Raw genomic sequence first — 26,092 nt, 5'->3', positions numbered from 1 at the left:
ACCGTTAAACCACGGCCTCAGGTTGGGGTTGTTCACGCAGTTGGCCGCCATCAATCCGCACATGCCGACGATGGAAACGCTTGAGGCTGTTGCGATGGCCGACGCTGAGCAGAGTTACGCCCGGCAGTTCGTCAATCAGCGCCTGATACAGCACGCCTTCATCTTCTTCATCCATTGCCGATGTCGCTTCGTCCAGATACAGCCAGTTGGGTGCGTAAAGCAGCGCACGGGCAAAGGCTACGCGTTGCTGCTCACCTGGCGACAACATGCGTTGCCAGTGATCACTTTCGTCAAGACGCGGTATTAGATGAGTCAAACGGCAGGTTTCCAGGACCTGAGCGTAACGGTCTGCCGGATACGCTTCGGGCGCCTGTGGATAACTTAAGGCTTCGCGCAACGTACCAATGGGCAAATACGGCCGTTGCGGCAAGAACAAATAACGCTCGGCGGGCAGCGTCACGCTGCCATGTCCTTCATGCCATAAGCCACCCAACGCACGCAGCAACGTACTTTTTCCGCTGCCCGAGCGGCCGCTCAGCATGACCCGATCACCTGAAGCAATGTCCAGATTGGCACCGGCCAGCAGGTCACGACCATCGGCCAGCTTCAACGCCAAGTTATCAAAACGCAACGCATTGCCCTCTCGGTCAACCTTGATGTCCGAAGTATGGGCTTCGTTGTCGCGCATGCCCTGCCGGAAACTTAACAGACGGTCGCAGGTAGCGCGCCACGAGGCCAGAGAGGTGTAAGCCTCGATGAACCAGCTGAAGTTTTCCTGAACGTTGCCGAAAGCCGAATTGATTTGCATCAGACCGCCCAGTTCGATGGCACCCGAGAAGTAACGCGGGGATGCGACAACAAAGGCAAACACGGTGGCGATTTGTGAATAACCGGCCGTGAAGAACGTTAGACGCTTGGAGACCTTCATGATGTTCCAGTAGTTGGCCCAGATCATGCCGAAGCGCGAGCTCAACCGCTGATTCTCATTGGGTTCGCCATTAGAAAAGGCAATGCTTTCGGCGTTTTCACGAACCCGGACCAAGGCGAAACGCAGATCCGCTTCGTAGCGTTCCTGTTGGTTGCTCAGCTTGATCAAGCGCTGTCCGATTTTGTGAGTCAGCCAGCTGCCCAACGCGGCGTATAACAGTGCAGCCCAAAACATGTAACCGGGAATCGTGACACCCAGTAGTTCGATGCTGCCCGAAACGCCCCACAAAATGACCGAGAACGACACCAGACTGACCACGGTACGGATCAAGCCCAGCGCCAGGCTCAAGGTGCTGGAAGTGAAGCTATTCAAGTCTTCAGACAATCGTTGGTCAGGGTTATCGGTGTAACCATGTTGTTCAAGCTGGTAGTAATTCTTGTGCGCGAGCCATTTGGCAAAGTGCTGCTCGGTCAACCACCGTCGCCAGCGGATGGTTAGCATTTGAGTCAGATAAAGACGGTATACCGCACCGAGGATCGCGATGGCGGCAATACCGCAAAAATACAAAATCAGATGAGTAAACGCCTCTACGTTTTTCTCTTGCAAGGCGTTGTAAAAGTCTTTGTACCAACTGTTGATCATCACCGAAATGGCCACGCTAAACAGCGACAGCGCAATCACGGAAACCAGCAGCAGCCAGGCCATGCCTTTTTCTTCGCTACGCCAGTACGGCGTTATCAGTTTCCAGACGCGACGGAAGAATTCTCCGCGGACGGCGTCGTTGACCCCAGAATACTCGGCGTTGCGATTCATTATTCAAGCTCGATTGGGATAGAAAAAACGCGTCGGGGCCGATCATAAATGATCGCCGCGGCGCTTCGCGAAGTCCGCAGACATTCGTTCAGCCCCTGTTCAGCGCCTGACCGGCCGCTTCTGCAATTTACGCTGCAGGGTCCGGCGGTGCATGCCCAGGGCCCGAGCGGTTGCTGAGATGTTGCCTTCATGTTCGGTCAGCACACGCTGAATATGCTCCCACTGCAACCGGTCCACCGACATTGGGTTTTCCGGCACCAACGTGTCCAGGTCTGCATGTTCGGACAGCAGTGCAGCCAAAACGTCGTCGGCGTCGGCCGGTTTGCACAGATAATTGCAGGCGCCGCGTTTGATGGCCTCGACTGCCGTGGCGATGCTTGAGTAACCGGTAAGAATGACTACGCGCATTTCCGGATCGATTTCCAGCAGCTTGGGCAATAACACCAGCCCCGAATCGCCGGTCATTTTCAGGTCCAGCGCGGCGTATTCCGGTATGTCGTTTTGCGCCAGCATTAAGCCTTCTTCGGCTGAACTGGCGGTGCTGACGCGAAAGCCACGACGACTCATGGCCCGTGCCATCACACGGGTAAAGGTCGCGTCATCGTCTACCAGCAATAGATGCGGCAGCTCTTCGCCTTCGCCTTCGACTTGAATTTCGTCACTCATGCTTGTCTCCTCGGGCGTCACGGGGCAGGCGCAACTCGGTTAGCGTGCCGCCCTCTTCATGACTGTAGAGTTTTACTGAGCCACCGGCGCGGGTCACGCTGGCCTTGCTCAAAAACAGACCGAGGCCGAAGCCTTTGCCTTTAGTAGTGAAAAATGGCTTGCCGATTTGCTCGGCAATGGCCAACGGCACACCGGCACCGTGGTCACGAATACTGATGCAAATTTCAGCGGGGCCCCAGTCCAGGCGCACTTCCAGCCCTTCTGGGCAGGCGTCAGCGGCATTGTTCAGCAGATTCAATAACGCCTGGGTCAGGTCTTGCGGTGGCGCCAGCCGAGGAATCGACCCTTGGCCCACAAGTTGGAAGCGATAGCTGGCTTCAGGGCGCATCAAGTGCCAACGGTTCAGAGCCTCATCAAGCCACTCAGTCACGTCACGCTCTTCAACGGCCATACGCCGATTGGCTTCAGCGGCGCGCACCAGTTGTTGCAGGGTGTGCTTGCACTGCTGAACCTGCTCTTGCAGCACGGCTAAATCTTCCTGCAGCAGCGGATCATGATGGTCTTGGCGCATTTCTTTGATCAGCACACTCATGGTCGCCAAGGGTGTACCCAATTCATGAGCGGCGCCAGCCGCTTGGGTTGCAACCGCGAGCAATTGTTGGTCGCGCAGGCCCTCTTCTCGACGTTCGGCACGCAATTGTTCCTGCCGCCGGAGCTCTTCAGCCATCCTTGCCGCAAAGAAGGTGATCACCGCCGCTGCCAGTGCGAAGCTCAGCCACATGCCATAAATTTGCAAATTTTCCCGCGCGATGGGAAATGTACCCATTGGGTAAAACTGCACCAACAATAGTGTGTAACTGGTCAACGCCAGACCCGACAGCATCAAGGAATACAGCCACGGCAAAGTCACCGCAGCGATGGTCAGCGGCACCAGGTAATAGGAAACGAATGGATTGGTTGAACCGCCGGAGAAATACAGCAGTACGCTGTGTATCAACATGTCCAGGGCCAGTTGTACGGCGTATTCCAACTCGGTCACGGGCCATGACGTACGCAGGCGGATGGCGGTCAATAGGCACAACACCATGGAAAACCCCAGCGTAACTGCCAAGGGCAGCCATGGCAGCGGCAATAGGCTCAACATATAGGCCATGCCCACCGAACCCGCTTGCGCGGCGAGCACCAACGTACGAATGACGGTCAGGCGCCACAGGTTCTGACGAGTAGCTGAAAGCAGCTGAACGGGGGCGAGCATGAGCTCTCCTGATGAGCGATGCAGGCGGATCGCGCCGAGTATAACGAAGCTAATGTCAAAACAGCATAACTGCGTCAAAGCGTCACAGATTGAGGCAGTCATTACTGCCCTTGAAAGGTCTGCCGAAAGTCGCGACAAACTCGGCTTGTAAGAGCGAAAGCGGCCTTGGACTTCTACAAGGAATATTCGTTTTCAGGGGACACACACCTCCAGGAACCAGAATAGGTCATAGTCAGTCTGATGATTTTCCGTCTGACGGTGATCCGCTGCAGATGTTCTTAACAAGGAGTTTGTATGTTCAGCCTTCGTCCCGCCGCTACCCTGATTGCCCTCGGTGTCGCTACGCTCGCCAGCTTCCCGGCCTTAGCCGAAGAGGCACGTTACAACCAAGTTTCCGTACGCGCCGAAGTCAGCCAAGAGGTGCCGCGCGATTTAATGATAGTGACGTTGTTTACCGAAGCCCAAAACGCTGACCCGGCCAAACTCGCGACGGAAATTACCGAGTCGCTGAACAAGGCAATCAGCCAGGCCCGCGAGGTAAAAGACATTACCCTTCGACAGGGCACTCGCAACAGTTCGCCAATCTACGATGACAAAGGACAAAAAATCACCGGCTGGCGTGAACGCGCCGAGTTACGCCTTGAGAGCACCGACTTTGCAGCGCTGTCCAAGCTGACAGCGCAACTGTTGGACGGTATGAAGATTGGCGGCATGGATTTCGCCATCGCACCCACTACCCGCAAAGCCAGCGAAGATACCCTCCTCAAAGATGTTGTGACCGCGTTTAAAATGCGTGCGCAATTGGTTACCGATGCCTTGGGTGGCAAAAGCTACAAGCTGGTCAACCTGAACCTCAACACCTCAGGCTTTCCACAACCGTACCTGCGCGCGCCCGTCATGATGATGAAGGCCGCCCGCTCTGACGGCGCCCCTACTCCAGAGGTCGAAGCTGGCACCAGCCATGTTGGCGTCAACGCCGACGGAGTGATCGAAGTCCAGATGCAATAACGCCAGCGCGATTGCCGCACTCTTTGGAGCTCCCCCATGGGAAAAACAGTCAAACCCTTACTGCTTGCCACCGCTCTATTGGCGTGCAGTCCGATTTCTCAGGCTGCCAGCACGCTGGTGTATTGCTCTGAAGCCAGCCCCGCCGGTTTTGATCCTAGCCAATACACCAGTGGTACGGAGTTTGATGCGTCTGCCGAAACGGTGTTCAACCGACTGACACAATTTGAGCGCGGCAGCACAAATGTCGAACCGGGGCTGGCGACGCGCTGGGAGGTTTCCAGCGATGGCCTGAGTTACACCTTTCATTTGCGTGCAAATGTGAAGTTTCACACCACCGATTACTTCACGCCGACCCGAGACTTCAACGCCGACGACGTACTGTTTACTTTCAATCGCCTGCTTGATCCGAACTATCCGTTTCGCAAGGCATACCCATCGGAATCGCCCTATTTCAACGACATGGGGTTAAACACGACAATTAAAAGCATCGACAAAATTGACGACCTTACCGTCCGCTTCAGCCTGAACAATGTGGATGCAGCGTTCATTCAAAACCTTGCCATGAGCTTTGCCTCGGTTCAGTCCGCCGAATATGCCGCGCAGTTGCTTAAAGAAGGTAAGGCGGCAGACATAAATCAGAAGCCCATCGGCACCGGGCCGTTCGTGTTCAAGCGCTATCAAAAAGACTCGCAGATTCGCTATAGCGCCAATACTGCGTATTGGAAGCCGGAGGATGTGAAGATCGACAACTTGATTTTCTCGATCAATACCGATGCCGCCGTGCGTGCGCAAAAACTCAAAACCAACGAGTGCCAGGTCAGCGGGTATCCTCGTCCACAAGACATTGAACTGCTGGAAAAAGACCCGGACATCAACGTCCTCAGTCAGCCCGGCTTCAACCTTGGGTTCTTGGCTTATAACGTGACCCACAAACCGTTGGATCAGCTCAAAGTACGCCAGGCACTGGACATGGCCATCGATAAGCCTGCGATCATAAAAGCGGTATACCAAAGTGCCGGGCAGTTGGCGCAAAACGCGCTGCCACCTAACCAGTGGAGTTATGACCCAACGATCAAAGACGCCCCCTACGACCCGACAAAAGCCAAGCAACTGCTAAAAGAGGCCGGGATTGCACCAGGCACCGAAATCAGTTTGTGGGCCATGACGGTACAACGTGCTTCCAACCCCAACGCGCGAATGTCGGCGCAGATGATTCAAGCCGACTGGGCGAAGATCGGCATTAAAGCCACAATTGTCAGCTACGAGTGGGGCGAATACATCAAGCGAGCCAAGAACGGCGAACACGACGTTCTGACCTATGGCTGGACCGGCGACAACGGTGATCCAGACAACTGGCTCGGGGTTTTATATAGCTGCGCGGCCGTAAAGGGGAGCAACTTTTCCAGATGGTGTGACCCTGCCTACGACAAGCTGGTGCAAGAAGCCAAAGTAACCAGTGATCGAGGAAAACGTATCCAGCTGTACCAGCAAGCACAGCACATTTTGAAGGAACAAGTGCCTATCACGCCCATCGCCAACTCAAAGATTTTCCAACCCATTCGAAAAGAAGTACAAAACTTTAAACTTAGCCCGTTTGGACTCACTCCGTTCTACGGCGTGAGTCTAAATAAATAGCCTTCAGTAACACCTTTGCTCTAACCGGGTGCATTCCACACGCCTGACCGCACTTAGTCGGTGCAGAGGAGGTTGCTGAAAACGACTACGCAAACGATCAAATGCGCGTCAAATTACATTTATGCGACATTCCTGTACGTTCGTGCCACTGTTTGCCGCTTCATTGGCGCCACCATCTTGCTTTGGGTATGGCGCCTGCATAAGTATCCGCAGGGTCGGCTCACAAGGTCGCGCCCTCTACTAAAAAATGACAACAACTGAGGCCACCATGCTCAAACAAGCGGTCATTCCGTTTCTACTCAGCGCAGGTTTGATTGCCTGCGCTCCGTTCGCCCAAGCAGCTCCTACTTCCTTGGTGTTTTGCTCCGAAGGCAGCCCGGCCGGTTTTGACCCAGGTCAGTACACCACCGGAACCGATTTTGATGCTGCAGCCGAGACTATGTTCAATCGTCTCAGCCAGTTCGAGCGCGGCGGTACCGCTGTTATTCCTGGCTTGGCGACCAGTTGGGATATCTCTCCGGACGTGCTGACTTACACCTTTCACTTGCGTGAAGGCGTAAAGTTCCACACCACTGATTACTTCAAGCCAACCCGCAACTTCAATGCCGATGACGTGTTGTTCACGTTCAACCGCATGCTGAACAAAGACGATCCGTTCCGCAAAGCCTACCCGACCGAGTTCCCGTACTTCACTGACATGGGGATGGACACCAACATCGTTAAAGTCGAGAAGCTGGACGATCACACTGTCAAGTTCACTCTAAAAACCGTTGATGCCGCGTTCATTCAAGACATGGCCATGAGCTTCGCGTCTATTCAGTCTGCTGAATACGCAGCTCAATTGCTTAAAGAAGGTAAGGCTCAAGACATTAACCAGAAGCCAATCGGCACTGGCCCGTTTGTGTTCAAGAGCTATCAAAAAGATTCCAACATCCGTTACACCGGCAACAAGGATTATTGGAAGCCTGAAGACGTCAAAGTCGACAACCTGATCTTCGCTATTACCACCGACCCGTCGGTGCGGATGCAGAAGCTGAAGAAAGGCGAATGTCAGATTACCCTGTACCCGCGCCCAGCAGACCTCGTCGCTCTCAAGGCTGACAAAGACTTGAAGATGCCTGACCAGGCGGGTTTCAACCTGGGTTATATCGCTTACAACGTGATGCCAAAAATCAAAGGCAGCGACGAACCTAACCCAATGGCCTTGCTGAAAGTTCGTCAAGCGCTGGACATGGCCGTCAACAAACAGCAAATCATCGACTCTGTGTATCAGGGTGCGGGGCAACTAGCGGTCAACGGCATGCCGCCGACAGAATGGTCGTATGACACCACCATCAAGGATGCCGGTTACAACCCTGAAAAAGCCAAAGCGCTGCTCAAGGAAGCCGGTATCAAAGAAGGCACCGAAATCACCCTGTGGGCGATGCCGGTTCAGCGACCTTACAACCCCAACGCCAAGTTGATGGCTGAGATGCTTCAGTCAGACTGGGCAAAAATCGGCATCAAAGCCAAAATCGTTACCTACGAATGGGGCGAGTACATCAAACGCGCCAAAGCAGGCGAAAACGGCGCAATGCTGATTGGCTGGAGCGGCGACAACGGTGACCCGGACAACTGGCTGGGAACCTTATTCGGTTGCGATGCGATGGACGGCAACAACTTCTCGAAGTGGTGTGACAAGCCGTACGACAACCTGATCAAGCAAGCTAAGGAAACACCTGACCAGGCTAAGCGCACCGAACTGTACAAACAGGCGCAACACCTTCTCAAAGACGCCGTGCCGATTACGCCAATCGCGCACTCGACCGTCTATCAACCTATGCGCAACAACGTCCAGGGCTTCAAGATCAGCCCATTCGGCTTGAACTCCTTTTATGGTGTAAGCGTTAGCAAGTAAGAACGATGTCACTACGCTGTTACCAGCGTGGTGACATTTTTTCAGAGTGGAAACAGGCCTTCGTTAAGCAAGTAACTGCTAATAAGCAGCCACCTACTATCGCCACGCACTTTTCCTACAAACTCTGAAGCACCTAGGACTATTTACTCCGCCGCCCAAGCACTTTAGGTTTCGTGGGCTCGCGTCAGTGATCGCCTGATAAAAACCGTTTCAAGCTGGGAGGAAAATACTCGTCCCGAGCAAAGCCGTTCCGACGATTTGACGCTTGGCATTTGCCACTACTTCGAGCGGGACGGATACCGAGCACCATCTAAGCCAGATTACTAAAAACTGGCTCTATAAAAGTAATAAGGGAGCGTTAACGTGAAAAGAGCCAGTACCGCACTATTAGCCCTGTCCATCTGCACCATGGGAGCAATGGCACAGGCAGAAAGCGTCAGTCAGGAATTCGAACCGACAACGCTCACCACCAGCAAGGCCCAGGAAGACGCTAAGGGTTTCATCGAAGGTTCAACGATAAAGGGTTCTACCAAGAACTTTTTTGCGAAAGAACAAAGCACTCGTCAAGATCTGTTCAGCTACAAGAAAGACGGTGTATCGGTCCCGACAGCGCGTCGTAATACCTGGACTCAGGGCACGATCATCGATTACTCCTCGGGGTTTACCCAGGGCGTCGTTGGCTTCGCGACTGAAGCTGCTATCTACAACGAAGTTGCGCTTGAGAGAGGCCACGCGCGAATCGCTGGCGGCGGCAACCGGACACTGACAGACAGTAACGGCAATGCTGTCGACCAATGGAGCAAAATGGGCCTAGGCAACATCAAAGCCCGTATATCCAACACGGTTGTAACCGCCGGCCGTCAGTCAGTGAACACACCCGTGATCGCCTACATTGGCAACCGTGCGCTGCCTTCAAGCTTTCAAGGTTTCGCCGTACAGAGTGACGAACTGAGCAACCTCTCATTCCAGGCCGGCAGCTTCGACCGCGTATCGCCGCGTACCGAAGAAAGCCTGACCAAGTTCCGCTCTGAGTACGCTGACCGCAGTATCACTTCCGACCGCTTGAGCATGGCTGGTGTGGATTGGAAACCGTCCAAGGCGCTGACCGCAAGTTTTTATGCCTCAGACCTGGAAGATTTCTGGAAGCAATACTACATCGGGATCAACCACGACCTGGGCGATCCATCAGTCCTGGCCCTGAGCACTGGTTTTAACTACTACAAAACCAAGGACAGCGGCCAGAGCAAACTCGGCGCCATCGACAACGATACGTACAGCCTGTCATTCACCCTGGCTCACGAAGCGCACAGCCTGACGCTGGCGTATCAGCAAGTTGCGGGCGACACCTTTTTCGACTACGCCCACGAAACCAACGCCATCTTCCTCGCCAACTCCTTGCTGTCCGACTTCAACGGACCAAACGAGAAGTCGATCCAGATTGGTTACGGTCTGAACATGGCTAAATACGGCGTACCGGGTCTGAAATTCAGCATCTACTCGGCACACGGCTTCGACATCAACGGTACCCACTACACGGGTACTGCGTATGACGTGAAGCAAATGAATGGCGAACATCACCAGGAATACGGTTTCGGCACCGCGTATACCCTGCAAAGTGGCCCATTGAAAGCCAGCAGCATCAAAGCCAGTTACACCACCCACCGCGCCAGCGAGTTCCAGGCTGACGGCAACATCCGGGAATTGCGTTTCGTGACCACAATTCCATTTAACATTCTGTAACGCATCAAAGGCGCCTGCTGCGGGTTCCGGGCCATCCGTGATCATCCACACAGGCGTCACCATTCAGATCTTTGCGGAGGGTTTATATTGAAATTACTTTCTTTACGTACCTCGATTGCACTGGCGTTGTTCAGTGTCGCCGTCAGCGTTTCAGCCAAACCTTTGGTGGTCTGCACCGAAGCCAGCCCTGAAGGTTTCGACATCGTGCAGTACTCCACCGCCGTCACCGCCGACGCGGCAGCGGAGACCATCCTTAACCGACTGGTGGATTTCGCACCGGGCACTACGGATGTGGTCCCTGGCCTGGCCGAAAGCTGGGAGATCAGCCCGGATGGCCTCACCTACACGTTCCACTTGCGCCACGGCGTGAAATTTCAGACCACCGATTATTTCAAACCAACCCGCACAATGAATGCCGACGACGTGCTCTGGAGTTTTGAGCGCCAGCTCGACCCAAAGCACCCGTGGCATGACAAGTCGCTGATTGGTTTCCCTTACTTCGAAAGCATGGGTTTTGCCGATCTGCTCAAAAGCGTCGAAAAACTTGACGACTCCACCGTAAAGTTCACCTTGACCCGCCCTGAATCGCCGTTCCTGCGCGACATGGCCATGGCTTTTGCCTCGATCTACTCCGCCGAGTACGGCGACCAGTTACTTAAGTCCGGTAAGACCGCCGACCTCAACAGCAAACCCATCGGCACCGGCCCGTTCATCCTTGTTCGCTATGCCAAAGATGCCCAGATCCGCTATAAAGCCAACCCGGATTACTGGAAGGGACAGGTACCTAGCGAAGCACTGATTTTTGCGATAACCCTGGACAACAACACCCGCCTACAAAAATTAAAAGCCAACGAGTGTCAGATTGCTCTGTACCCAAAACCTGATGATATCGCCAACATCAAGGCCGACCCCAATCTCAAGATCGACGAGATGGAAGCCATGATGACCAGCTACGTCGCCATAAACACGTCCCACAAATACTTGAGTGACGTGCGTGTGCGTGAGGCGATCAACCTGGCGTTCGACAAAAAGGCTTATATCCATGCATTGTTCGGCGAAGGCAAGGCGACCGAGGGCGTCAACCCGTACCCGCCAACGTTGCTAGGCTATGCTGCCGATATTCAGAACCCGCCTCGCGACCTGAACAAAGCCCGTGCGCTGCTTAAAGAAGCTGGAGTACCTGAGGGAACGGTATTAACCCTGTTCTCCCGCAATGGCGGCGCCGTCACAAACCCGAATCCACTAGTGGGCGCACAGATGTTGCAGTCGGATTTGGCGCAGATTGGCCTCAAGGTAGATATTCGCGTTCTGGAATGGGGCGAAATGCTTAAACGCGCTAAAAATGGCGAACATGACATGGTGTTTGCTGGGTGGGCAGGCGACAACGGAGACCCTGATAACTTCCTTACGCCAAATCTGAGTTGCGATGCGGCAAAAAATGGTGAGAATTACGCACGCTGGTGTGACAAGACATTCGAAGATGCCATTTCCCAGGCCCGCGTCAAAACAGATCCTGCTGAGCGTGCTGCGTTTTACGAAAAAGCCCAGCAAGAGTTCCACAAAGAACAACCGTGGATCAGCCTGGTTTACCCCAAACTGTTCACTGCCATGCGCAAAAATGTCGAGGGCTATCACATCAGCCCCCTGACCACTAATAACTTTGCCACTACACGGGTGAAGTAGAGAAAAACACCGGCGCGGCTCGTCACCCGAGCTTCGTCGGCGCACGCCTAACCGGCTGATGAGGTACACCAGAAGATGTTTAGTTTTATTGCCCGCCGCGTGGGGTTGTTAATACCCACCTTCTTCGGCATCACCCTGCTGACTTTTGCCCTGATTCGTTTGATTCCGGGCGACCCCGTGGAGGTAATGATGGGGGAGCGCCGGGTTGATCCGGTGATGCACGCCCAAGCCATGGAACGCCTTGGTCTGAATAAACCCCTTTACGCCCAATACTTTGATTATGTTGGCAAGCTCGCCCACGGTGATCTTGGCGAATCGTTGCGCACCCGAGAAAGCGTGTGGACCGAATTCAAAGCTTTGTTCCCGGCCACGCTGGAACTTTCAACTGCGGCGCTTATTTTCGCTGGCATCCTGGGCCTGCTGGCCGGGGTGATTGCGGCACTCAAACGAGGATCCCTGTTCGACCATGGGGTGATGGGTATCTCCTTGGCGGGATACTCAATGCCGATCTTTTGGTGGGGCCTGATTCTGATCATGTTTTTCTCGGTGACTCTGGGCTGGACGCCTGTGTCCGGGCGCATCAACCTGCTTTATGACATCCCGCCCAAAACTGGCTTCATGCTGATCGACACCCTGCTCAGTGACGAGCCTGGTTCGTTTCTCGATGCCCTGCACCACCTTATTTTGCCGGCCATCGTGTTGGGTACTATCCCGCTGGCAGTGATTGCCCGGATGACCCGCTCTTCGATGCTTGAAGTGCTGCGCGAAGATTACGTGCGCACAGCGCGCGCCAAAGGTCTGTCGCCCGCCCGTGTGGTCTTCGTCCACGGACTGCGAAACGCATTGATCCCGGTCCTGACGGTATTCGGCCTGCAAGTCGGCACATTGCTCGCCGGCGCAGTGTTGACCGAAACCATTTTCTCTTGGCCCGGTATTGGTAAGTGGCTGATCGAAGCCATTGGCGCCCGGGACTATCCCGTGGTGCAAAACGGCATCCTGCTAATCGCCTGCCTGGTGATTTTGGTCAACTTCGTGGTGGACATCCTCTACGGCTTTGCCAACCCACGCATTCGTCACCACGGCTGAGATCATTCCTATGAACACACCTACATCCGCGGTAGCAGTCGATCAAAGCCTGCTATACCCGTCGCCGTACAAAGAATTCTGGAATGCATTTGCGCAGAACAAAGGCGCCGTTGCCGGGCTGATGTTCATGACCCTGGTCGTTTTCTGCGCGCTGTTCGCACCGTGGGTCGCTCCTCACAATCCCAGCGAGCAATACCGCGACTTCCTGCTGACCCCACCGGTCTGGCTGGTGGGAGGCCAATGGCAGTTCCTGCTCGGCACCGATGAGCTGGGGCGTGACTTGCTGTCACGTCTGATCACCGGTTCACGACTGTCGCTGATGATCGGCATGTCCTCGGTGGTCATGTCGTTGATTCCAGGGATTCTCATGGGCCTGCTGGCCGGGTTCTTCCCGCGTATTCTTGGCCCGTCGATCATGCGCCTGATGGACATCATGCTGGCACTGCCTTCACTGCTGCTGGCTGTGGCAATTGTCGCCATCCTCGGCCCTGGCCTGATCAACACCATCATCGCCATTGCCGTGGTGTCTTTGCCGTCGTATGTACGACTGACCCGAGCTGCGGTCATGGGCGAACTGAACCGTGATTACGTGACTGCCGCCCGTTTGGCCGGCGCCACGCTGCCACGCCTGATGTTCATCACTGTGCTGCCCAACTGCATGGCACCATTGATCGTCCAAGCGACCTTGAGTTTCTCCTCGGCGATTCTCGATGCTGCGGCATTGGGCTTCCTCGGCTTGGGCGTACAACCGCCAACCCCAGAGTGGGGCACGATGCTGGCCTCGGCTCGGGATTACATCGAACGCGCCTGGTGGGTAGTCAGTCTGCCTGGCCTGACCATTTTGCTCAGCGTGCTGGCAATCAACTTGATGGGTGACGGGCTGCGCGATGCGCTGGACCCGAAACTCAAAAATGCCGCCTGAGGAGATTCGTATGTCACTTCTAGAAATCAAGAATCTCAACGTCCGCTTCGGCGACGCCAAAGCCATCCCGGTGGTAGACGGTTTGAGCATCAGCGTGGAAAAGGGTGAAGTACTGGCCATCGTTGGCGAATCGGGTTCCGGCAAATCGGTAACCATGATGGCGCTGATGGGCTTGATCGAAAAACCAGGCGTCGTCACCGCCGACTCGCTGAACTTTGACGGCAATGAACTGCTTACGCTCAGTTCACGCCAGCGCCGACGCATTATCGGCAAAGACATGGCCATGGTGTTCCAAGACCCCATGACGGCGCTCAATCCGAGCTACACCGTCGGTTTCCAGATCGAAGAAGTTCTGCGTCAGCACCTGAACATGAATGGCAAAGCCGCTCGCCAACGTGCGCTTGAGTTGCTTGAAAAAGTAGAAATCCCCGGCGCTGCTGCCCGTTTAAATGCTTACCCGCACCAACTGTCGGGCGGCATGAGCCAGCGCGTTGCGATTGCCATGGCCATTGCCGGCGAACCGAAACTGCTGATCGCCGACGAGCCGACCACCGCGTTGGACGTAACGATTCAAGCACAGATCATGGACCTGCTGCTGAGTTTGCAAAAAGAGCGGGACATGGCGTTGGTGCTGATCACCCACGACCTCGCCGTGGTCGCTGAAACCGCCCAGCGCGTGTGCGTAATGTACGCCGGCCAAGCGGTAGAAATTGGCCAGGTGCCGGGTTTGTTCGACGTTCCGGGTCATCCGTACAGCGAAGCGTTGCTGGCGGCGATTCCTGAGCACAGCATGGGCGCCGATCGCTTGGCGACCCTGCCCGGCATGGTGCCGGGGCGTTATGACCGGCCACAAGGTTGCCTGCTGTCGCCGCGCTGCCCCTACGTTCAGGACAACTGCCGGACCCAGCGTCCTGGTCTGGACCTGAAAGACCATAGCTTCGCTCGCTGTTTCTACCCGCTGAACCAGGAGGTCGCGTAATGACCGTCGTTCTTACTGCCCGCGACCTGACCCGTCACTACGAAGTATCACGCGGCCTGTTCAAAGGGCACGCGCTGGTTCGTGCACTCAACGGCGTGTCGTTCGAGCTGGAAGCGGGAAAAACCCTGGCTGTGGTCGGTGAGTCCGGTTGTGGCAAATCGACCCTGGCCCGAGCGTTGACGTTGATCGAGGAGCCCTCCTCCGGTTCGCTGAAAATTGCCGGCCAGGAAGTCACCGGCGCCAGCAAAGCAGAACTCAAACAATTGCGACGCGATGTGCAGATGGTGTTCCAAAGCCCTTATGCCTCGCTAAACCCACGGCAGAAAGTCGGTGACCAACTGGGCGAGCCGCTGCTGATTAATACCAATCTGTCACGCACAGAGCGTCGGGAGAAAGTGCAAGCCATGATGCAACAGGTTGGTTTGCGCCCTGAGCATTACCACCGCTACCCGCACATGTTTTCCGGTGGTCAGCGTCAGCGTATTGCGCTGGCCCGGGCGATGATGCTGCAACCCAAAGTGCTGGTGGCGGACGAACCGACCTCGGCGCTGGACGTGTCGATTCAGGCCCAAGTGCTTAACCTGTTCATGGATTTGCAGCAGGAATTCAATACCGCTTACGTGTTCATTTCGCACAACCTTTCGGTGGTGCGTCACGTCGCCGATACCGTGCTGGTAATGTACCTCGGGCGCCCTGCGGAAATGGGCCCCAAGGAAGAGATCTACAACCGGCCACTGCATCCGTATACGCGGGCCTTGTTATCCGCGACCCCAACCATTCACCCGGACCCTCTCAAGCCGAAGATCAAAATCATCGGCGAACTGCCTAACCCGCTCAACCCGCCAACCGGCTGTGCCTTCCACAAGCGCTGCCCCTACGCGACCGAACTGTGCGCCACTGATGAACCTGCGCTGCGCGTGGTCGACAACCGTCAGGTTGCTTGCCATTACGCCGAGCAATTCATCGAAGGTAATGCTGCGTAATCGTTCTGTAGTATCTCTGAAGCCCTGCAGAGTTGAAGTGCGCCCCAGAGGTTGGACATAAATCCAGCCTCTGGGGCGCACTTCAACTTGCTGTAGAAGCGAATTCGCTCACCAATCGTTCAGTCAATACACATCCCGCCGATAACGCCCGTGCTCGACCAACTGCTCGACCTCGTGAATGCCTAGCAACTCAATCAAGACCTCCTCGACACCCATGGCCATGCCTTGCAGGCTGCCACAGATATAAATCACCGCGCCTTGGGCCAACCACTCGCGCAACTCATGGGCTGATTCACGCAAGCGATCCTGCACATAAATTTTTTCGGCCTGGTCACGCGAGAACGCCAGATCCAGACGCGCCAGATCGCCCGTCGCCAACCAGCCTTGCAGCTCGTCGCGACAATAAAAATCGTGGGCCACATTACGCTCGCCGAACATCAGCCAGTTACGCGTCTGCCCTTGAGCAATCCGCGCCTTGAGCAAGCTGCGCAGGCCCGCCAATCCAGTTCCGTTTCCCACTAAAATCATTGGCACAGTTTCGCTTGGTAGATGGAAGCTGCTGTTACGTCGAAGGCGCAGGCTGATCGCTGAACCTTGCAGCGCATGCTCGGTCAGCAGTCCGGACCCCAATCCCAGACTACCGTCCGGGTGTATTTCCTGGCGAACAATCAGCTGTACACAACCGTCCGCTGGAATTGAAGCAATGGAGTATCGGCGTGGTACCGCGCTGTCATGCGGCAATACTTCCACCAAGTCACCCGCTCCCCACGCACGGATGAAGGGCGGCATCAGGTCTACCAAGAAAACCTTAGCTCCATCACTGCCAGGGTTCAGCAGCTCACGCCGACTCAATACCCAGCGTTCGAACTCAGGAGACTGCCACACGGCCGATGGCGCACTGCCCGTCAACGCATCTAACTGGTGCTGCCATTGTTGCAATGCATGATTGTCACCGCTGTCTACTTCAATGGGCGCGAAAAACGAACGACCACCGCGTACCGCTAGCCAGTCATGCAGGCGCTTGGCGAATGCGCAGAACTGTTGGTACTGCCGATCACCCAGTGCCAGCACTGCATAGTTAAGGTCCAATCGCGCTAACGACCGGCTGAGCAACGCCCGCTCAAACCCACGTGCACTGTCAGGTGCCTCACCCTCTCCAAACGTGCTAACCACGAACAGCGCATTGCGGCTTTGGCGTAAATCCCACTCGGTCACCTCAGCTAACGGCCGCACGCGCACTGGCAACCCGGCGGCCTGTAACTGCCCGGCAGTTTTCCATGCCAACTGTTCGGCGAAACCACTTTGGCTGGCGAAAGCGATCAACCAAGCCGGTGCATAGCCGTCGACATTGGCCGCCAGCGCATTGCGGGCGGTCGCAATCTGGCGCTTCTTGCGCCGCCGATCCAGGTAGAGCAACCAACCGGTGATGAAAAACAGCGGCATCATCAGCGCCGCCAGCGACATGACGATCCGCCCGACGATCCCGAAATAGCTGCCCACATGCAACGCGTAATTGCTGATCAATAATTTGGCCGACAGGCTCTTGTCGGCGTAACGGGATTGAGCACTGACCTTGCCGCTCGCCGGGTCGAGGGTGATTTGGTTCAGCGCCCGTTGATGCTCAGCATTGCGCAGCAGGTAATAAACCGTCGCGGGCTGGCCCGCCACCGGTGACAGGCGCAAATTCCAGCTGATGAGTTCGGAACCCGCAACCCGCTGAATGCTATTCCACACCGCTACGTAATCCACGGTAGGTAATGGTCCCGCCGGCAGGCGCTGCCCACGACTAACACGTGGACTTTTGCGCGCCTCACCTGAGGCTGCGTCTGCGAGCAATCGGGTCATCCCGTTGTTGTACCAACTGTAAGACCACATCAGGCCAGTCAAGGCTGACACCAGGTAAAACACCAAGCACCAAGTGCCGAAGATAGAGTGTAAGTCCCACTTGAACGCGCGGCCTTTCTTTGCCCAGTCCATAGCCAGCCAGACACGCCAGCTCAGTACCCGACGCGGCCAGCGTAGATACAGACCAGACACACAAAAGAACAGCAGGATCAACGTGCTTGCGCCAGTGAGCTGTTTACCAAACTCACCCAAGACCAGGTAACGGTGCATCTGCAGAACCCGTTCGAAAAAGTCCTCGCCAGCCAAATGAACGTCAAGCAGTAAGCCTGTGTAAGGATCGAAATAGCTCAGTTCACCACGGAGCTGGCCGAGCGGCGGTGTAAATAACACCCGCGCCGCTTTGTCTCCAGCTGTAACAACCCACAACGCGGAAACGATTTTGCCAGTAGTGGCTTCCAGCTTTTTCACCATTTCGACCGGCGGCAAAATCCCGGTAGCAGGTCGCTCCACCTGCAACGCATGCGGATTGAAAACCTCCAGCAACTCGTCTTGAAAGGAGCTTATCGCTCCAGTAACCCCCATAATTGCCAAAACCAGACCTGCGCTAATGCCTGAGATCCAGTGCACTTGAAACAGGATTTTCTTTATCACCTCAAAGACCTCGACACATTCGGAGGGATGCATTGTGCCTTTTAAATCGTAAACATTCTCATCCGCGTTAAAAACGCTGCTCAGTATTTAACGAGATGGATCAATGGCCTCAGCTAATACACTGATACAGATCTCCTAGGTCCATAACCTTGGTAAGTGTTATGCAATACCAAGTTCTTACTTAACTTTCGACATTTCCTACACACTTCGCCCATCTTTCTATTTTGACAGTCCCTATAACAACCCACTAGTCTGGCTCCAGTGCAAGTCGCACTGCACTTAACATTGCAGATTCAAATAGCATCAGGATCGGTGCTGACGAAACATAAAAGGGAAAGAACTATGACATCGAATACAGATAGCACCTATGACAACGATTCAATTTTAGACAACGCAATCAACGCACCTGAAGAGTTTGTAAACGCATCAACGGGCAGGTCTGAAAACAGTATCCGGGGGAAAGGCATTACACTGACAAAAAATGAAATCATTCAACTTCGGATGTACGAAATCGCAGGATTAGCGCTCCCCACCGCAGTTCAAGATGTCATTACCTACCTCGGCTATACCGACGGAGCAGGACCAGGACTCTCAGCCAACGATTTTCGAGATACGTTTATTGTGGTGCACAACCACGCAGCACGCTGGAACCCTATTAGCGTCAAGATCAAAGCCATCGGCAGTGAGCTAAAAGTATTTGCGGGTCAATTACAGATATACGGCGATGACATGTCACGCGTCCTTTCTGAAATCAAAGGCAGTAAAACTTTTCGGGAGCTGAATATTGAAACATATGATGATCTAAAGCGTGCAAAAATCGATATGAATATTGAACTTCCGGACATCGAATTAGATGCAGCCGGTCTCGATACGGCCAAAGATTTCGGGTACTACTTAACAAAGATGTTGGAAAAAGTCCAAGCGCGTAAAGCTGACGCTGAAGCCGTTAAAGTACTGCTACACGATTTTGACAAAGATCTTTCGTTGTCAGTCCGCCCAAAAGTAAGCATGAAATTAGCGTCAATAAAAAACACTCCGTTGCACGAAGAAGTCAAAAAATTACAGGTGGTAATCAATCAACGCACCCTCGACATTGATGAAAAAACAAAAGAATACAAAAAACTAGTGGGCGACTCGTTGGCGTCAGCTGCAGCAGGCGGTGTATTTGGTTTAGGTATGGCAATCTATACCGGATCCGAGGCCGAAAAAATCCGTAAAGAACGAAATCGACTTAAAAAATTACAAGCGGCGGATATCGAACTGTTAAGCCAGAAAAATAGCATCGCAGGAAATTTAAGTCGTATTGAATTGGACATGCAAGACTTGCAATTGCTAGTGATCGACGCCGACGCGGCGACCAAAAACCTGGTCACTGTATGGAACGCGCTTTCTCTGTATGCCGACAAATCCCAAGATGAAGCGAAATCCATTACAGACGTGCTAAAAGCGAACCGGTTTGAGTCCCATTTCAGGTCTGTAGTAGAACCGTGGAAGCTAATTGGTGAAACCGCCGATGAATTGCTGGATGTTTTCAAAGAAGCAGATGACGAAATCAAACGCCGCGGCCTTTAATTAAATTTGGATATTTATAACATGAACTCTCAGAGCAACGTTACCTCCCTAAAACTGAACGCAAACTACATCGAACCCAATGTAAACGTCATGAGCAGTAGCCTTGCAGAAATGCAAAACAACATGGCAGTAGCGCAGGTAGCATTTAATAAAGTCAGTTATTTGCCAAACCTGATCAGCACGTTCTCGACGTGGGTTGATGCCGCATTGACAGGTCGCCAGATCCTCAAAGAATCAAGTCAGCGGATGGCTGTAGAGTTCCATCTGACCGTCCCGAAACTGCGACAACTGAACGACGAATACCGTCAATGCGATGACCCTGATGAACAAGTAGACATCCTCGATGAAGTCAATAAATCTCTCACCAATACCGTGGACAAAACGCTTGAAGAAGCAAAAAAACTGAATAAATGTTTGGCAAACATCAGTGGTTCATTTGACCCATCGGCTACCACTAGTTATTTAGACGGCTTCGAAACTCAGTCACAAAGTCTAAAGGCAGAGATAGAGCATTTAAAAGCGCAGGAAAGCGACTGGTCGCAGCAACGCACAGTACTCACAGAGGCTATCGCAGTTATTGAACTACAGGGTGTAGCAACGGGGGCACAAGAGGCTATTTTGACTACAGAAAAAATTGCTGAACTGGGAGTGCAACCTCCGGAAATGGCACTTATACAACTGGCAGTCGATCAGCTTAAAAAATCAATTGACAACGCGAAGGCAACTTTTAGCTTTTTAGATCTGGTAGCAGAAAGAGATCGTCTGCGGACTAGAATAGATACTTGCTCAAGCCATATTGCAAGTCGTGATGCAGAAATCGGCCGAATTGTGGAACGCATCAAGCTCATCAAGGCTATTCATATCATCAATGAACATCGGAATATTTTTGCTACAGAATTCGATAAAATTGTTAACTCCGTTTATCTTTTTCTGGAGCTTAACAATGTGCCCGAGCAAGATGACGATGTACGCAGCTTAACGTTGATTAACTACGCCATTCAATTGGAAAAATACCTTAACCCCATTCATGGGTAAAAAGCACACTCGATTACAATAAACCTTACCTAGGCAAAGGGGCGTGCCGCGCAGGCGGCCACCCCTCTTACCAAGTTACCTTACCATTAACTCGCTGACTTAATGTCCTAACGGACGATGGTCTCCGGGGACTGTAGATAAATAATCATTATGGGCACCGCCGAAATTGACTTGCCATTTCTTAAGGTATTGGCAAACTATCGTTTATTTTTGAAAAATCTTCCCGAACAGGTTAACTCCATAAAAACAGAACTGAATATGTTTTCTGATAAGGAATTTAAGCAACGGGTAGAGCCCTCTCTTGTTTATGTTCTTCCTATTGCAAAAAACAAATCAGATTCTTGGCCCATTGAATTTAACCAAATGTTGCACGGGCATTATAATTTGTGCGGGCTTATCGCTGACTTGATTTTTTTTGCTCATCAGCTCGCAGGGGCTACTGCGTTGATGACTAAGCCACAGAGAAGCAATTCGTTGTCGACCCTCAACCTGCAACAACCTCCATTCTCTCTCGCAGGCTTAGCCTTCCTTCACGCAAGCTCACCGGTCATTCTCCTTCAACAAATAAAACTTCATATCCATGATGCCTGGAAAAAATGTTTCGACAGCGCGTTCCACTCGTCAACCCTCTCAGACGGTGTCTCGCTGATAACCCCAAGAATCATTAACTTTATGGACGCGAGCATTGATATCTATGCCGCGCGACGTAATATCAGCTTAGATTTGACCATCACCGACAGCGCTTTAGACATTGTTATTAAGACCGCCAATAAGACACGGAACGATTATACAGACACTTTGATCGCTGCTAGTGACTTGTACGCCTATCTCAGTAACATCCGCGCATTACTGGACGAACCCGATAGACTCATTGCACGAGTATTTCAGAGCAGCACGATAAATGAGCTTAACGAGGCAATGAAGGGCATGGTGCCGAGCCTGAACGTCCTGAAAGAACACCTTCAGAAGTTATAACGGTCATGCGTCAAAAGCCCATGGGTCATCATGGGCTATCTGAATAGCTCTGATCAGACGTAGAAAGATTTCAATGGCGGAAAGCCGTTAAATTCCACAGCACTATAGCTCGTGGTGTAAGCACCGGTAGACAACCAGTACAAACGGTCGCCAATGGCCAAGTTTAATGGCAGACCATACTTATAGTTCTCATACATGATATCGGCGCTGTCGCAGGTAGGACCGGCGATAACCACTTCTTCCATTTCGCCTTTTTTCTCGGTCCAGATCGGAAACTTAATGGCTTCGTCCATGGTTTCGATCAGGCCTGAGAATTTACCCACATCGGTATAAACCCATCGCTCAACGGCGGTACGCGACTTGCGTGCTACCAAGACCACCTCACTGACCAGGATACCGGCGTTGGCAATCAACGAACGGCCAGGCTCCAGAATGATTTCTGGAAGGTCGTCGCCGAAGTCTTCCTTGAGGAAACGGATGATTTCTTCTGCGTAGGTTTCCAGGCTGTTGGTGCGGGTGATGTAGTTGGCCGGGAAGCCGCCACCCATGTTGATGAGCTTGAGGATAATGCCGTCTTCTTCTTTCAGACGCTCGAAGATCACTTTGACCTTGGCAATCGCAGCATCCCACACGCTGATGTCACGCTGCTGCGAACCCACATGGAACGAAATGCCATAAGGCACCAAGCCTAATTCACGGGCAAGAATAAGCAGGTCCATGGCCATGTCAGTCTGGCAACCGAATTTACGCGACAACGGCCAATCGGCGGTGGTCGAGCCCTCGGTGAGAATACGCACGTAAACCCTGGAGCCCGGCGCGGCTTTGGCGATGTTGCGCAGGTCAGCTTCAGAGTCGGTGGCAAACAACCGCACACCCTTCTCATAGAAGTAGCGAATGTCCTTGGATTTCTTGATGGTGTTGCCGTAGCTCATGCGATCAGGTGTTACACCCTCACCCATGACTTTATCCAGCTCGTAGATCGAAGCGATATCGAAACTGGAGCCTTTGTCCTTAAGCAGGTTGATGATTTCAACCGCCGGGTTGGCTTTAACGGCGTAATAGATTTTGGCAAAATCGAAGCCTGCTCGCAGGTCATCGTAGGCCTTGTCGATCATCGCAGTGTCGATGACCACAAACGGGGTTTCATGCTGATCGGCAAACGCCTTCATTTTGTTGAAGGTGGTGAGCTCAAAATAGTCTTCGACTTTGATCATGCTGGATCTCCTACGGGCAAACTGGATTAATCAATGGGTGCGAATGAACGTCCTCCGTGTGTATCCCCACTTTGGTTCGCCTACTTCCCAAGGCCATCGCCGAAAGCAAAAAGGCCATGGGAAAAGCGCTTCCCTTGGCCTTGCTGTCTCGTCGTCAGTACTTGAGCCGGATGGATCGTTTCCAGCATGGACGTTCGGCGCGAACTTTAGGACTTGATAGCCTTGAGATCAACAAAAAATGTCGCGTTTTTGCACACGTCCGTCGCGAGCTGTCTTTCACTGACCTACGCAACCGACCCATGTGACATGGTTGATGCTCCATTCCAGGCACACCATGCATTCCCTGTAGGGGCCGACTTGTTGGCGAAGCGCCATGTCTAGCGCATCAGTTCGCCATATCGCTAACACCTTGGCTCCTCCAGAAAGATGGTTTTTCATCCGTTGGATCAAGCAACACTGCTTACGCTTAAGCCACCAACTCAGCCGGAGAAACAATGCTGGTCTTGCCACCGCGAGACTTACCGGAGCTTAAATACTCTGCAATGGATTCCTGAGTCACCTCACCCAGGAACACCCGTTCGGCATCCATGACCGGCAGCCACGATCGGTTGAACTCGTACATCCGCGACAGCAGAATCCGCAAATGCTCATCGAATGCAGCCGTGGCATTGAACTCAAGCAAGAATTGCGCGCAGGTGCCGGTTTGACGGTGCAGGTCGCGGCGGCGAACGTAACCAAGGCCTTTGTTTTCGGCATCGGTGACTACCACGTAACGGCGGTCAAGCTCGTCCATCAGTTCCAACGCTTCGGCGACCGGGGTTTCAGGGCTGACCGACGGCGCGTTGTCCGCCGCATCTTCGGCTTTTACCAACAACAGACGCTTGAGGGTGCTGTCCTGGCCAACGAAGCTTTTTACAAAATCATCTGCTGGGTGTGCCAGCAAGGTGTCGGGGTGGTCGACCTGAATTAGTTTTCCGCCACGAAAAATTGCGATTTTGTCGCCGAGCTTTATTGCTTCGTCGATGTCGTGGCTAACCATGATCACGGTCTTGTTTAGCGCCCGCTGCATCTCGAAGAACTCATTTTGAATTGACTCACGGTTGATCGGGTCAACCGCGCCGAACGGCTCATCCATCAACAACAGTGGCGCGTCTGCGGCCAAGGCGCGGATCACGCCGATCCGTTGTTGCTGACCGCCGGACAATTCTCGCGGGTAGCGGCTCAGGTACTGCTTGGGCTCAAGCTTGACCATCGCCATTAATTCGATAGCGCGGTCGCGGCACTTCTGTTTGTCCCACCCCAACAAGCGCGGGACGATGGTGATGTTTTCTTCGATGGTCATGTTCGGAAACAGACCGATCTGCTGAATGACGTAGCCGATATTACGGCGCAGGGTCACTTCGTCCAGACCGCTGGTGTCTTCACCGTTGATCAGCACCTTGCCGGAGGTTGGCATGATCAAACGGTTAATCATTTTCAGCGTGGTGCTCTTGCCGCACCCCGACGGGCCGAGGAATACACAGATCTCGCCTTCGTTAACGGTCAGGCTCACTGAATCCACGGCGGTGACGTCTTTGCCGTTGGTGTGAAAAGTCTTGGTCAGGTTCTGCAGCTCGATCATTTGCTTGGGACTGTTCATTTCAGTAATCCTTTTGGAGTCAGCGTGCGTTGCAGCCATTGCAGAAGCAGGTCGGCGAAGATGGCCAGAAGACTGACCAGTACTGCGCCCACGATTAGCATCGACATATCGCTGCGGCTGATTGAAGCAAGAATAAGTACACCCAGACCGCCCGCGCCAATGGTGGCGGCGATGGTCATGACGCCAATGTTCATCACCACGGCAGTACGTACCCCAGCGAGGATCACCGGAACTGCAATCGGCAGTTCAACCATGCGCAAGCGCTGGCTGAAGGTCATGCCGATGCCTTTGGCGGCTTCGCGGATCCCCGGCTCGACGCCGGTCAGCGCCAAATAGGTGTTGCGCATGATCGGCAGCAGCGAGTACAGAAATACAGCGGTGATCGCCGGCATCGGGCCCAGCCCTTGACCGAACTTTGAATAGAACGGCAACAACAGGCCGAACAGCGCAATCGACGGCACCGTCAGCAACACCGTGGCGCCGGCTTGTAGCGGTCCGGCCAGTGTCGGAAAGCGAGTCATCACGATGCCCAGCGGCACGCCGACAATAATCGCCAGGGTCACTGCGATGCCGACCAACGTGATGTGCTGCCAAGTCAGGTGCAGGATCAGCGACCAGTCAAGATGGGAGAAGGTGTTCAAGATGCTCATGTCTTCTCCTTGATCAGTTAAGTGGATGTTCGCGCAGGAAATCTGCGGCAACGAGGGAGGGGCTGTCGTGGTCCACATCAACCCGCGCGTTCAACGCGCGCATGGTGTCGTCGTCCAGCAGTTCCGCAAGCGGCTTGAGCTGCGCAGCCAAGTCCGGGTGAGCGTCGAGGTAGTCCTTGCGGATCACCGGGGCCGCGGTGTAGTCCGGGAAATAGTGCTTGTCGTCGGCGAGCACCTTGAGGTGAAACGCGTTCAGACGACCGTCGGTGGTGTAGACCAATCCGGCGAACACCTGGCCATTACGCAGCGCGGTGTAGACCAGCCCGGCGTCCATCTGGCGGGTGTTCTCCCGGTTCAGGTTCATGCCGTAGTCCTTGACCATGCCGACCAAACCGTCGGAACGGTTAGCGAACTCGGTATCCAGCGCAACGATATGATCTTCCTTGGCCTCGTCTTTCAAGACCTTGGTCAGGTCGCTGATGCTGTTTATTAGGGGGTATTTATCAGCAATTTTTTTCGGCAATGCCAGCGCGTAGGTATTGCTGAACTTGGACGGCGCCAGCCAAACCAGACCTTTTTTCAGGTCCAGCTCTTTAACCCGTGCATAGGATTGCGCGCTGTCGAGTTTTTCAGCGATGTGGTTGTAAGACACCAACGACACCCCGGTGTATTCCCAGAGCATGTCTAGCTGCCCGCTTTCCTGAGCACTACGTGCCAGGTTACTGCCCAGTCCCCCGGTGACTTGGACGTCATAGCCCTTGGTCCTGAGGTACTGCGCGGTCATTTCCGCAAGGATCGTTTGCTCAGTAAATACCCGAGCTCCGATACGAATCACCGGTTTTTCAGCGGCGCTGGCCAAACCAGAGAGCAGCAAGGCAAAGCCTATGAATAAGCATGATTTTTTCATTGGTTTTTC

Annotated in this window: 20 protein-coding genes; 12 read left to right on the top strand and 8 right to left on the bottom strand. The window is 53.7% G+C overall.

Going from position 1 to position 26,092, the window contains the following annotated elements; all coding sequences use genetic code 11:
* Positions 1 to 4 precede the first annotated feature (4 nt).
* From RGW60_RS22675 to RGW60_RS22665, 3 genes are all read right to left on the bottom strand, one after another.
* A complete protein-coding gene (locus RGW60_RS22675) occupies positions 5 to 1,741 on the bottom strand; it encodes an ABC transporter ATP-binding protein/permease (protein WP_322206719.1) in 1,737 nt (578 codons plus the stop codon).
* 99 nt (positions 1,742 to 1,840) lie between these two features.
* Positions 1,841 to 2,407 carry a response regulator transcription factor gene (locus tag RGW60_RS22670; RefSeq protein WP_322167575.1) on the bottom strand — a complete coding sequence of 189 codons (567 nt, stop codon included), beginning with the start codon at positions 2,405 to 2,407 and terminating at the stop codon, positions 1,841 to 1,843.
* Positions 2,400 to 3,662, bottom strand: a complete 1,263-nt coding sequence (locus tag RGW60_RS22665; protein WP_322206718.1) for an ATP-binding protein — start codon at positions 3,660 to 3,662, stop codon at positions 2,400 to 2,402. The genes RGW60_RS22670 and RGW60_RS22665 overlap by 8 nt, the downstream gene beginning before the upstream one ends.
* A gap of 294 nt (positions 3,663 to 3,956) precedes the next feature.
* On the opposite strand from RGW60_RS22665, the gene RGW60_RS22660 reads away from it, so the two are divergent.
* The 9 genes from RGW60_RS22660 (at position 3,957) to RGW60_RS22620 (ending at position 15,595) form a co-directional block, all read left to right on the top strand.
* On the top strand, positions 3,957 to 4,670 hold the full coding sequence (locus RGW60_RS22660) for an SIMPL domain-containing protein (protein WP_322206717.1): 714 nt from the start codon (positions 3,957 to 3,959) through the stop codon (positions 4,668 to 4,670).
* A 36-nt stretch (positions 4,671 to 4,706) separates the two neighbouring features.
* On the top strand, positions 4,707 to 6,305 hold the full coding sequence (locus RGW60_RS22655; RefSeq protein WP_322206716.1) for an ABC transporter substrate-binding protein: 1,599 nt from the start codon (positions 4,707 to 4,709) through the stop codon (positions 6,303 to 6,305).
* 268 nt (positions 6,306 to 6,573) lie between these two features.
* Complete coding sequence (locus RGW60_RS22650; protein ID WP_322206715.1) at positions 6,574 to 8,202, top strand: ABC transporter substrate-binding protein; 1,629 nt, start codon at positions 6,574 to 6,576, stop codon at positions 8,200 to 8,202.
* 363 nt (positions 8,203 to 8,565) lie between these two features.
* A complete protein-coding gene (locus RGW60_RS22645; RefSeq protein ID WP_322206714.1) occupies positions 8,566 to 9,942 on the top strand; it encodes an OprD family porin in 1,377 nt (458 codons plus the stop codon).
* Positions 9,943 to 10,029: 87 nt separating this feature from the next.
* Complete coding sequence (locus tag RGW60_RS22640) at positions 10,030 to 11,625, top strand: ABC transporter substrate-binding protein (protein ID WP_322206713.1); 1,596 nt, start codon at positions 10,030 to 10,032, stop codon at positions 11,623 to 11,625.
* Between the two features lie 75 nt (positions 11,626 to 11,700).
* The gene (locus tag RGW60_RS22635; RefSeq protein ID WP_322206712.1) at positions 11,701 to 12,711 is read left to right on the top strand and encodes an ABC transporter permease subunit; all 1,011 of its coding nucleotides are present in this window, start codon (positions 11,701 to 11,703) and stop codon (positions 12,709 to 12,711) included.
* A 10-nt stretch (positions 12,712 to 12,721) separates the two neighbouring features.
* Complete coding sequence (locus RGW60_RS22630; RefSeq protein WP_322206711.1) at positions 12,722 to 13,633, top strand: ABC transporter permease subunit; 912 nt, start codon at positions 12,722 to 12,724, stop codon at positions 13,631 to 13,633.
* A gap of 10 nt (positions 13,634 to 13,643) precedes the next feature.
* Positions 13,644 to 14,612 carry an ABC transporter ATP-binding protein gene (locus tag RGW60_RS22625; RefSeq protein WP_322206710.1) on the top strand — a complete coding sequence of 323 codons (969 nt, stop codon included), beginning with the start codon at positions 13,644 to 13,646 and terminating at the stop codon, positions 14,610 to 14,612.
* The gene (locus RGW60_RS22620; protein WP_322206709.1) at positions 14,612 to 15,595 is read left to right on the top strand and encodes a peptide ABC transporter ATP-binding protein; all 984 of its coding nucleotides are present in this window, start codon (positions 14,612 to 14,614) and stop codon (positions 15,593 to 15,595) included. Before RGW60_RS22625 ends, RGW60_RS22620 begins: the two co-directional genes overlap by 1 nt.
* Before the next feature lie 123 nt (positions 15,596 to 15,718).
* On the opposite strand, the gene RGW60_RS22615 is transcribed toward RGW60_RS22620, so the two are convergent.
* On the bottom strand, positions 15,719 to 18,091 hold the full coding sequence (locus tag RGW60_RS22615; RefSeq protein ID WP_322206708.1) for a sulfite reductase flavoprotein subunit alpha: 2,373 nt from the start codon (positions 18,089 to 18,091) through the stop codon (positions 15,719 to 15,721).
* Positions 18,092 to 18,433: 342 nt separating this feature from the next.
* Here RGW60_RS22615 and RGW60_RS22610 point away from each other — a divergent pair, with 342 nt between their 5' ends.
* The 3 genes from RGW60_RS22610 (at position 18,434) to RGW60_RS22600 (ending at position 21,673) form a co-directional block, all read left to right on the top strand.
* Complete coding sequence (locus RGW60_RS22610; protein WP_322206707.1) at positions 18,434 to 19,663, top strand: alpha-xenorhabdolysin family binary toxin subunit A; 1,230 nt, start codon at positions 18,434 to 18,436, stop codon at positions 19,661 to 19,663.
* Between the two features lie 21 nt (positions 19,664 to 19,684).
* A complete protein-coding gene (locus RGW60_RS22605; RefSeq protein ID WP_322206706.1) occupies positions 19,685 to 20,698 on the top strand; it encodes an alpha-xenorhabdolysin family binary toxin subunit B in 1,014 nt (337 codons plus the stop codon).
* Positions 20,699 to 20,848: 150 nt separating this feature from the next.
* Positions 20,849 to 21,673, top strand: a complete 825-nt coding sequence (locus tag RGW60_RS22600; RefSeq protein ID WP_322206704.1) for a hypothetical protein — start codon at positions 20,849 to 20,851, stop codon at positions 21,671 to 21,673.
* A 53-nt stretch (positions 21,674 to 21,726) separates the two neighbouring features.
* Here the strand turns inward: RGW60_RS22600 and RGW60_RS22595 are convergent, their stop codons facing one another.
* From RGW60_RS22595 to RGW60_RS22580, 4 genes are all read right to left on the bottom strand, one after another.
* Positions 21,727 to 22,887: a type III PLP-dependent enzyme gene (locus tag RGW60_RS22595; RefSeq protein WP_322206703.1), complete on the bottom strand. Its 1,161-nt coding sequence runs from the start codon at positions 22,885 to 22,887 to the stop codon at positions 21,727 to 21,729.
* A gap of 466 nt (positions 22,888 to 23,353) precedes the next feature.
* On the bottom strand, positions 23,354 to 24,508 hold the full coding sequence (locus RGW60_RS22590) for an ABC transporter ATP-binding protein (RefSeq protein ID WP_322207001.1): 1,155 nt from the start codon (positions 24,506 to 24,508) through the stop codon (positions 23,354 to 23,356).
* A 14-nt stretch (positions 24,509 to 24,522) separates the two neighbouring features.
* Positions 24,523 to 25,176, bottom strand: a complete 654-nt coding sequence (locus RGW60_RS22585) for an ABC transporter permease (protein WP_322206701.1) — start codon at positions 25,174 to 25,176, stop codon at positions 24,523 to 24,525.
* A gap of 13 nt (positions 25,177 to 25,189) precedes the next feature.
* Positions 25,190 to 26,083, bottom strand: coding sequence for a glycine betaine ABC transporter substrate-binding protein (locus RGW60_RS22580; protein WP_322206700.1), 894 nt, complete (start codon positions 26,081 to 26,083; stop codon positions 25,190 to 25,192).
* Between the last annotated feature and the right edge of the window lie 9 nt (positions 26,084 to 26,092).

Origin of the sequence: Pseudomonas sp. AB6 (genome assembly GCF_034314105.1) — a bacterium.
In the GTDB taxonomy this organism is placed as follows: domain Bacteria; phylum Pseudomonadota; class Gammaproteobacteria; order Pseudomonadales; family Pseudomonadaceae; genus Aquipseudomonas.
The sequence above is the reverse complement of the archived record's forward strand: the minus strand, read 5'-3'. Positions and strand labels throughout refer to the sequence as shown.

Excerpts from the sequence above, each read along its gene's own strand:
- RGW60_RS22675 (WP_322206719.1), bottom strand. The coding sequence starts at position 1,741 with ATGAATCGCAACGCCGAGTATTCTGGGGTCAACGACGCCGTCCGCGGA.
- RGW60_RS22585 (WP_322206701.1), bottom strand. The coding sequence starts at position 25,176 with ATGAGCATCTTGAACACCTTCTCCCATCTTGACTGGTCGCTGATCCTG.
- RGW60_RS22610 (WP_322206707.1), top strand. The coding sequence starts at position 18,434 with ATGACATCGAATACAGATAGCACCTATGACAACGATTCAATTTTAGAC.
- RGW60_RS22655 (WP_322206716.1), top strand. The coding sequence starts at position 4,707 with ATGGGAAAAACAGTCAAACCCTTACTGCTTGCCACCGCTCTATTGGCG.
- RGW60_RS22580 (WP_322206700.1), bottom strand. The coding sequence starts at position 26,083 with ATGAAAAAATCATGCTTATTCATAGGCTTTGCCTTGCTGCTCTCTGGT.
- RGW60_RS22635 (WP_322206712.1), top strand. The coding sequence starts at position 11,701 with ATGTTTAGTTTTATTGCCCGCCGCGTGGGGTTGTTAATACCCACCTTC.
- RGW60_RS22600 (WP_322206704.1), top strand. The coding sequence starts at position 20,849 with ATGGGCACCGCCGAAATTGACTTGCCATTTCTTAAGGTATTGGCAAAC.
- RGW60_RS22590 (WP_322207001.1), bottom strand. The coding sequence starts at position 24,508 with ATGATCGAGCTGCAGAACCTGACCAAGACTTTTCACACCAACGGCAAA.
- RGW60_RS22660 (WP_322206717.1), top strand. The coding sequence starts at position 3,957 with ATGTTCAGCCTTCGTCCCGCCGCTACCCTGATTGCCCTCGGTGTCGCT.
- RGW60_RS22665 (WP_322206718.1), bottom strand. The coding sequence starts at position 3,662 with ATGCTCGCCCCCGTTCAGCTGCTTTCAGCTACTCGTCAGAACCTGTGG.
- RGW60_RS22625 (WP_322206710.1), top strand. The coding sequence starts at position 13,644 with ATGTCACTTCTAGAAATCAAGAATCTCAACGTCCGCTTCGGCGACGCC.
- RGW60_RS22670 (WP_322167575.1), bottom strand. The coding sequence starts at position 2,407 with ATGAGTGACGAAATTCAAGTCGAAGGCGAAGGCGAAGAGCTGCCGCAT.
- RGW60_RS22650 (WP_322206715.1), top strand. The coding sequence starts at position 6,574 with ATGCTCAAACAAGCGGTCATTCCGTTTCTACTCAGCGCAGGTTTGATT.
- RGW60_RS22630 (WP_322206711.1), top strand. The coding sequence starts at position 12,722 with ATGAACACACCTACATCCGCGGTAGCAGTCGATCAAAGCCTGCTATAC.
- RGW60_RS22605 (WP_322206706.1), top strand. The coding sequence starts at position 19,685 with ATGAACTCTCAGAGCAACGTTACCTCCCTAAAACTGAACGCAAACTAC.
- RGW60_RS22620 (WP_322206709.1), top strand. The coding sequence starts at position 14,612 with ATGACCGTCGTTCTTACTGCCCGCGACCTGACCCGTCACTACGAAGTA.
- RGW60_RS22595 (WP_322206703.1), bottom strand. The coding sequence starts at position 22,887 with ATGATCAAAGTCGAAGACTATTTTGAGCTCACCACCTTCAACAAAATG.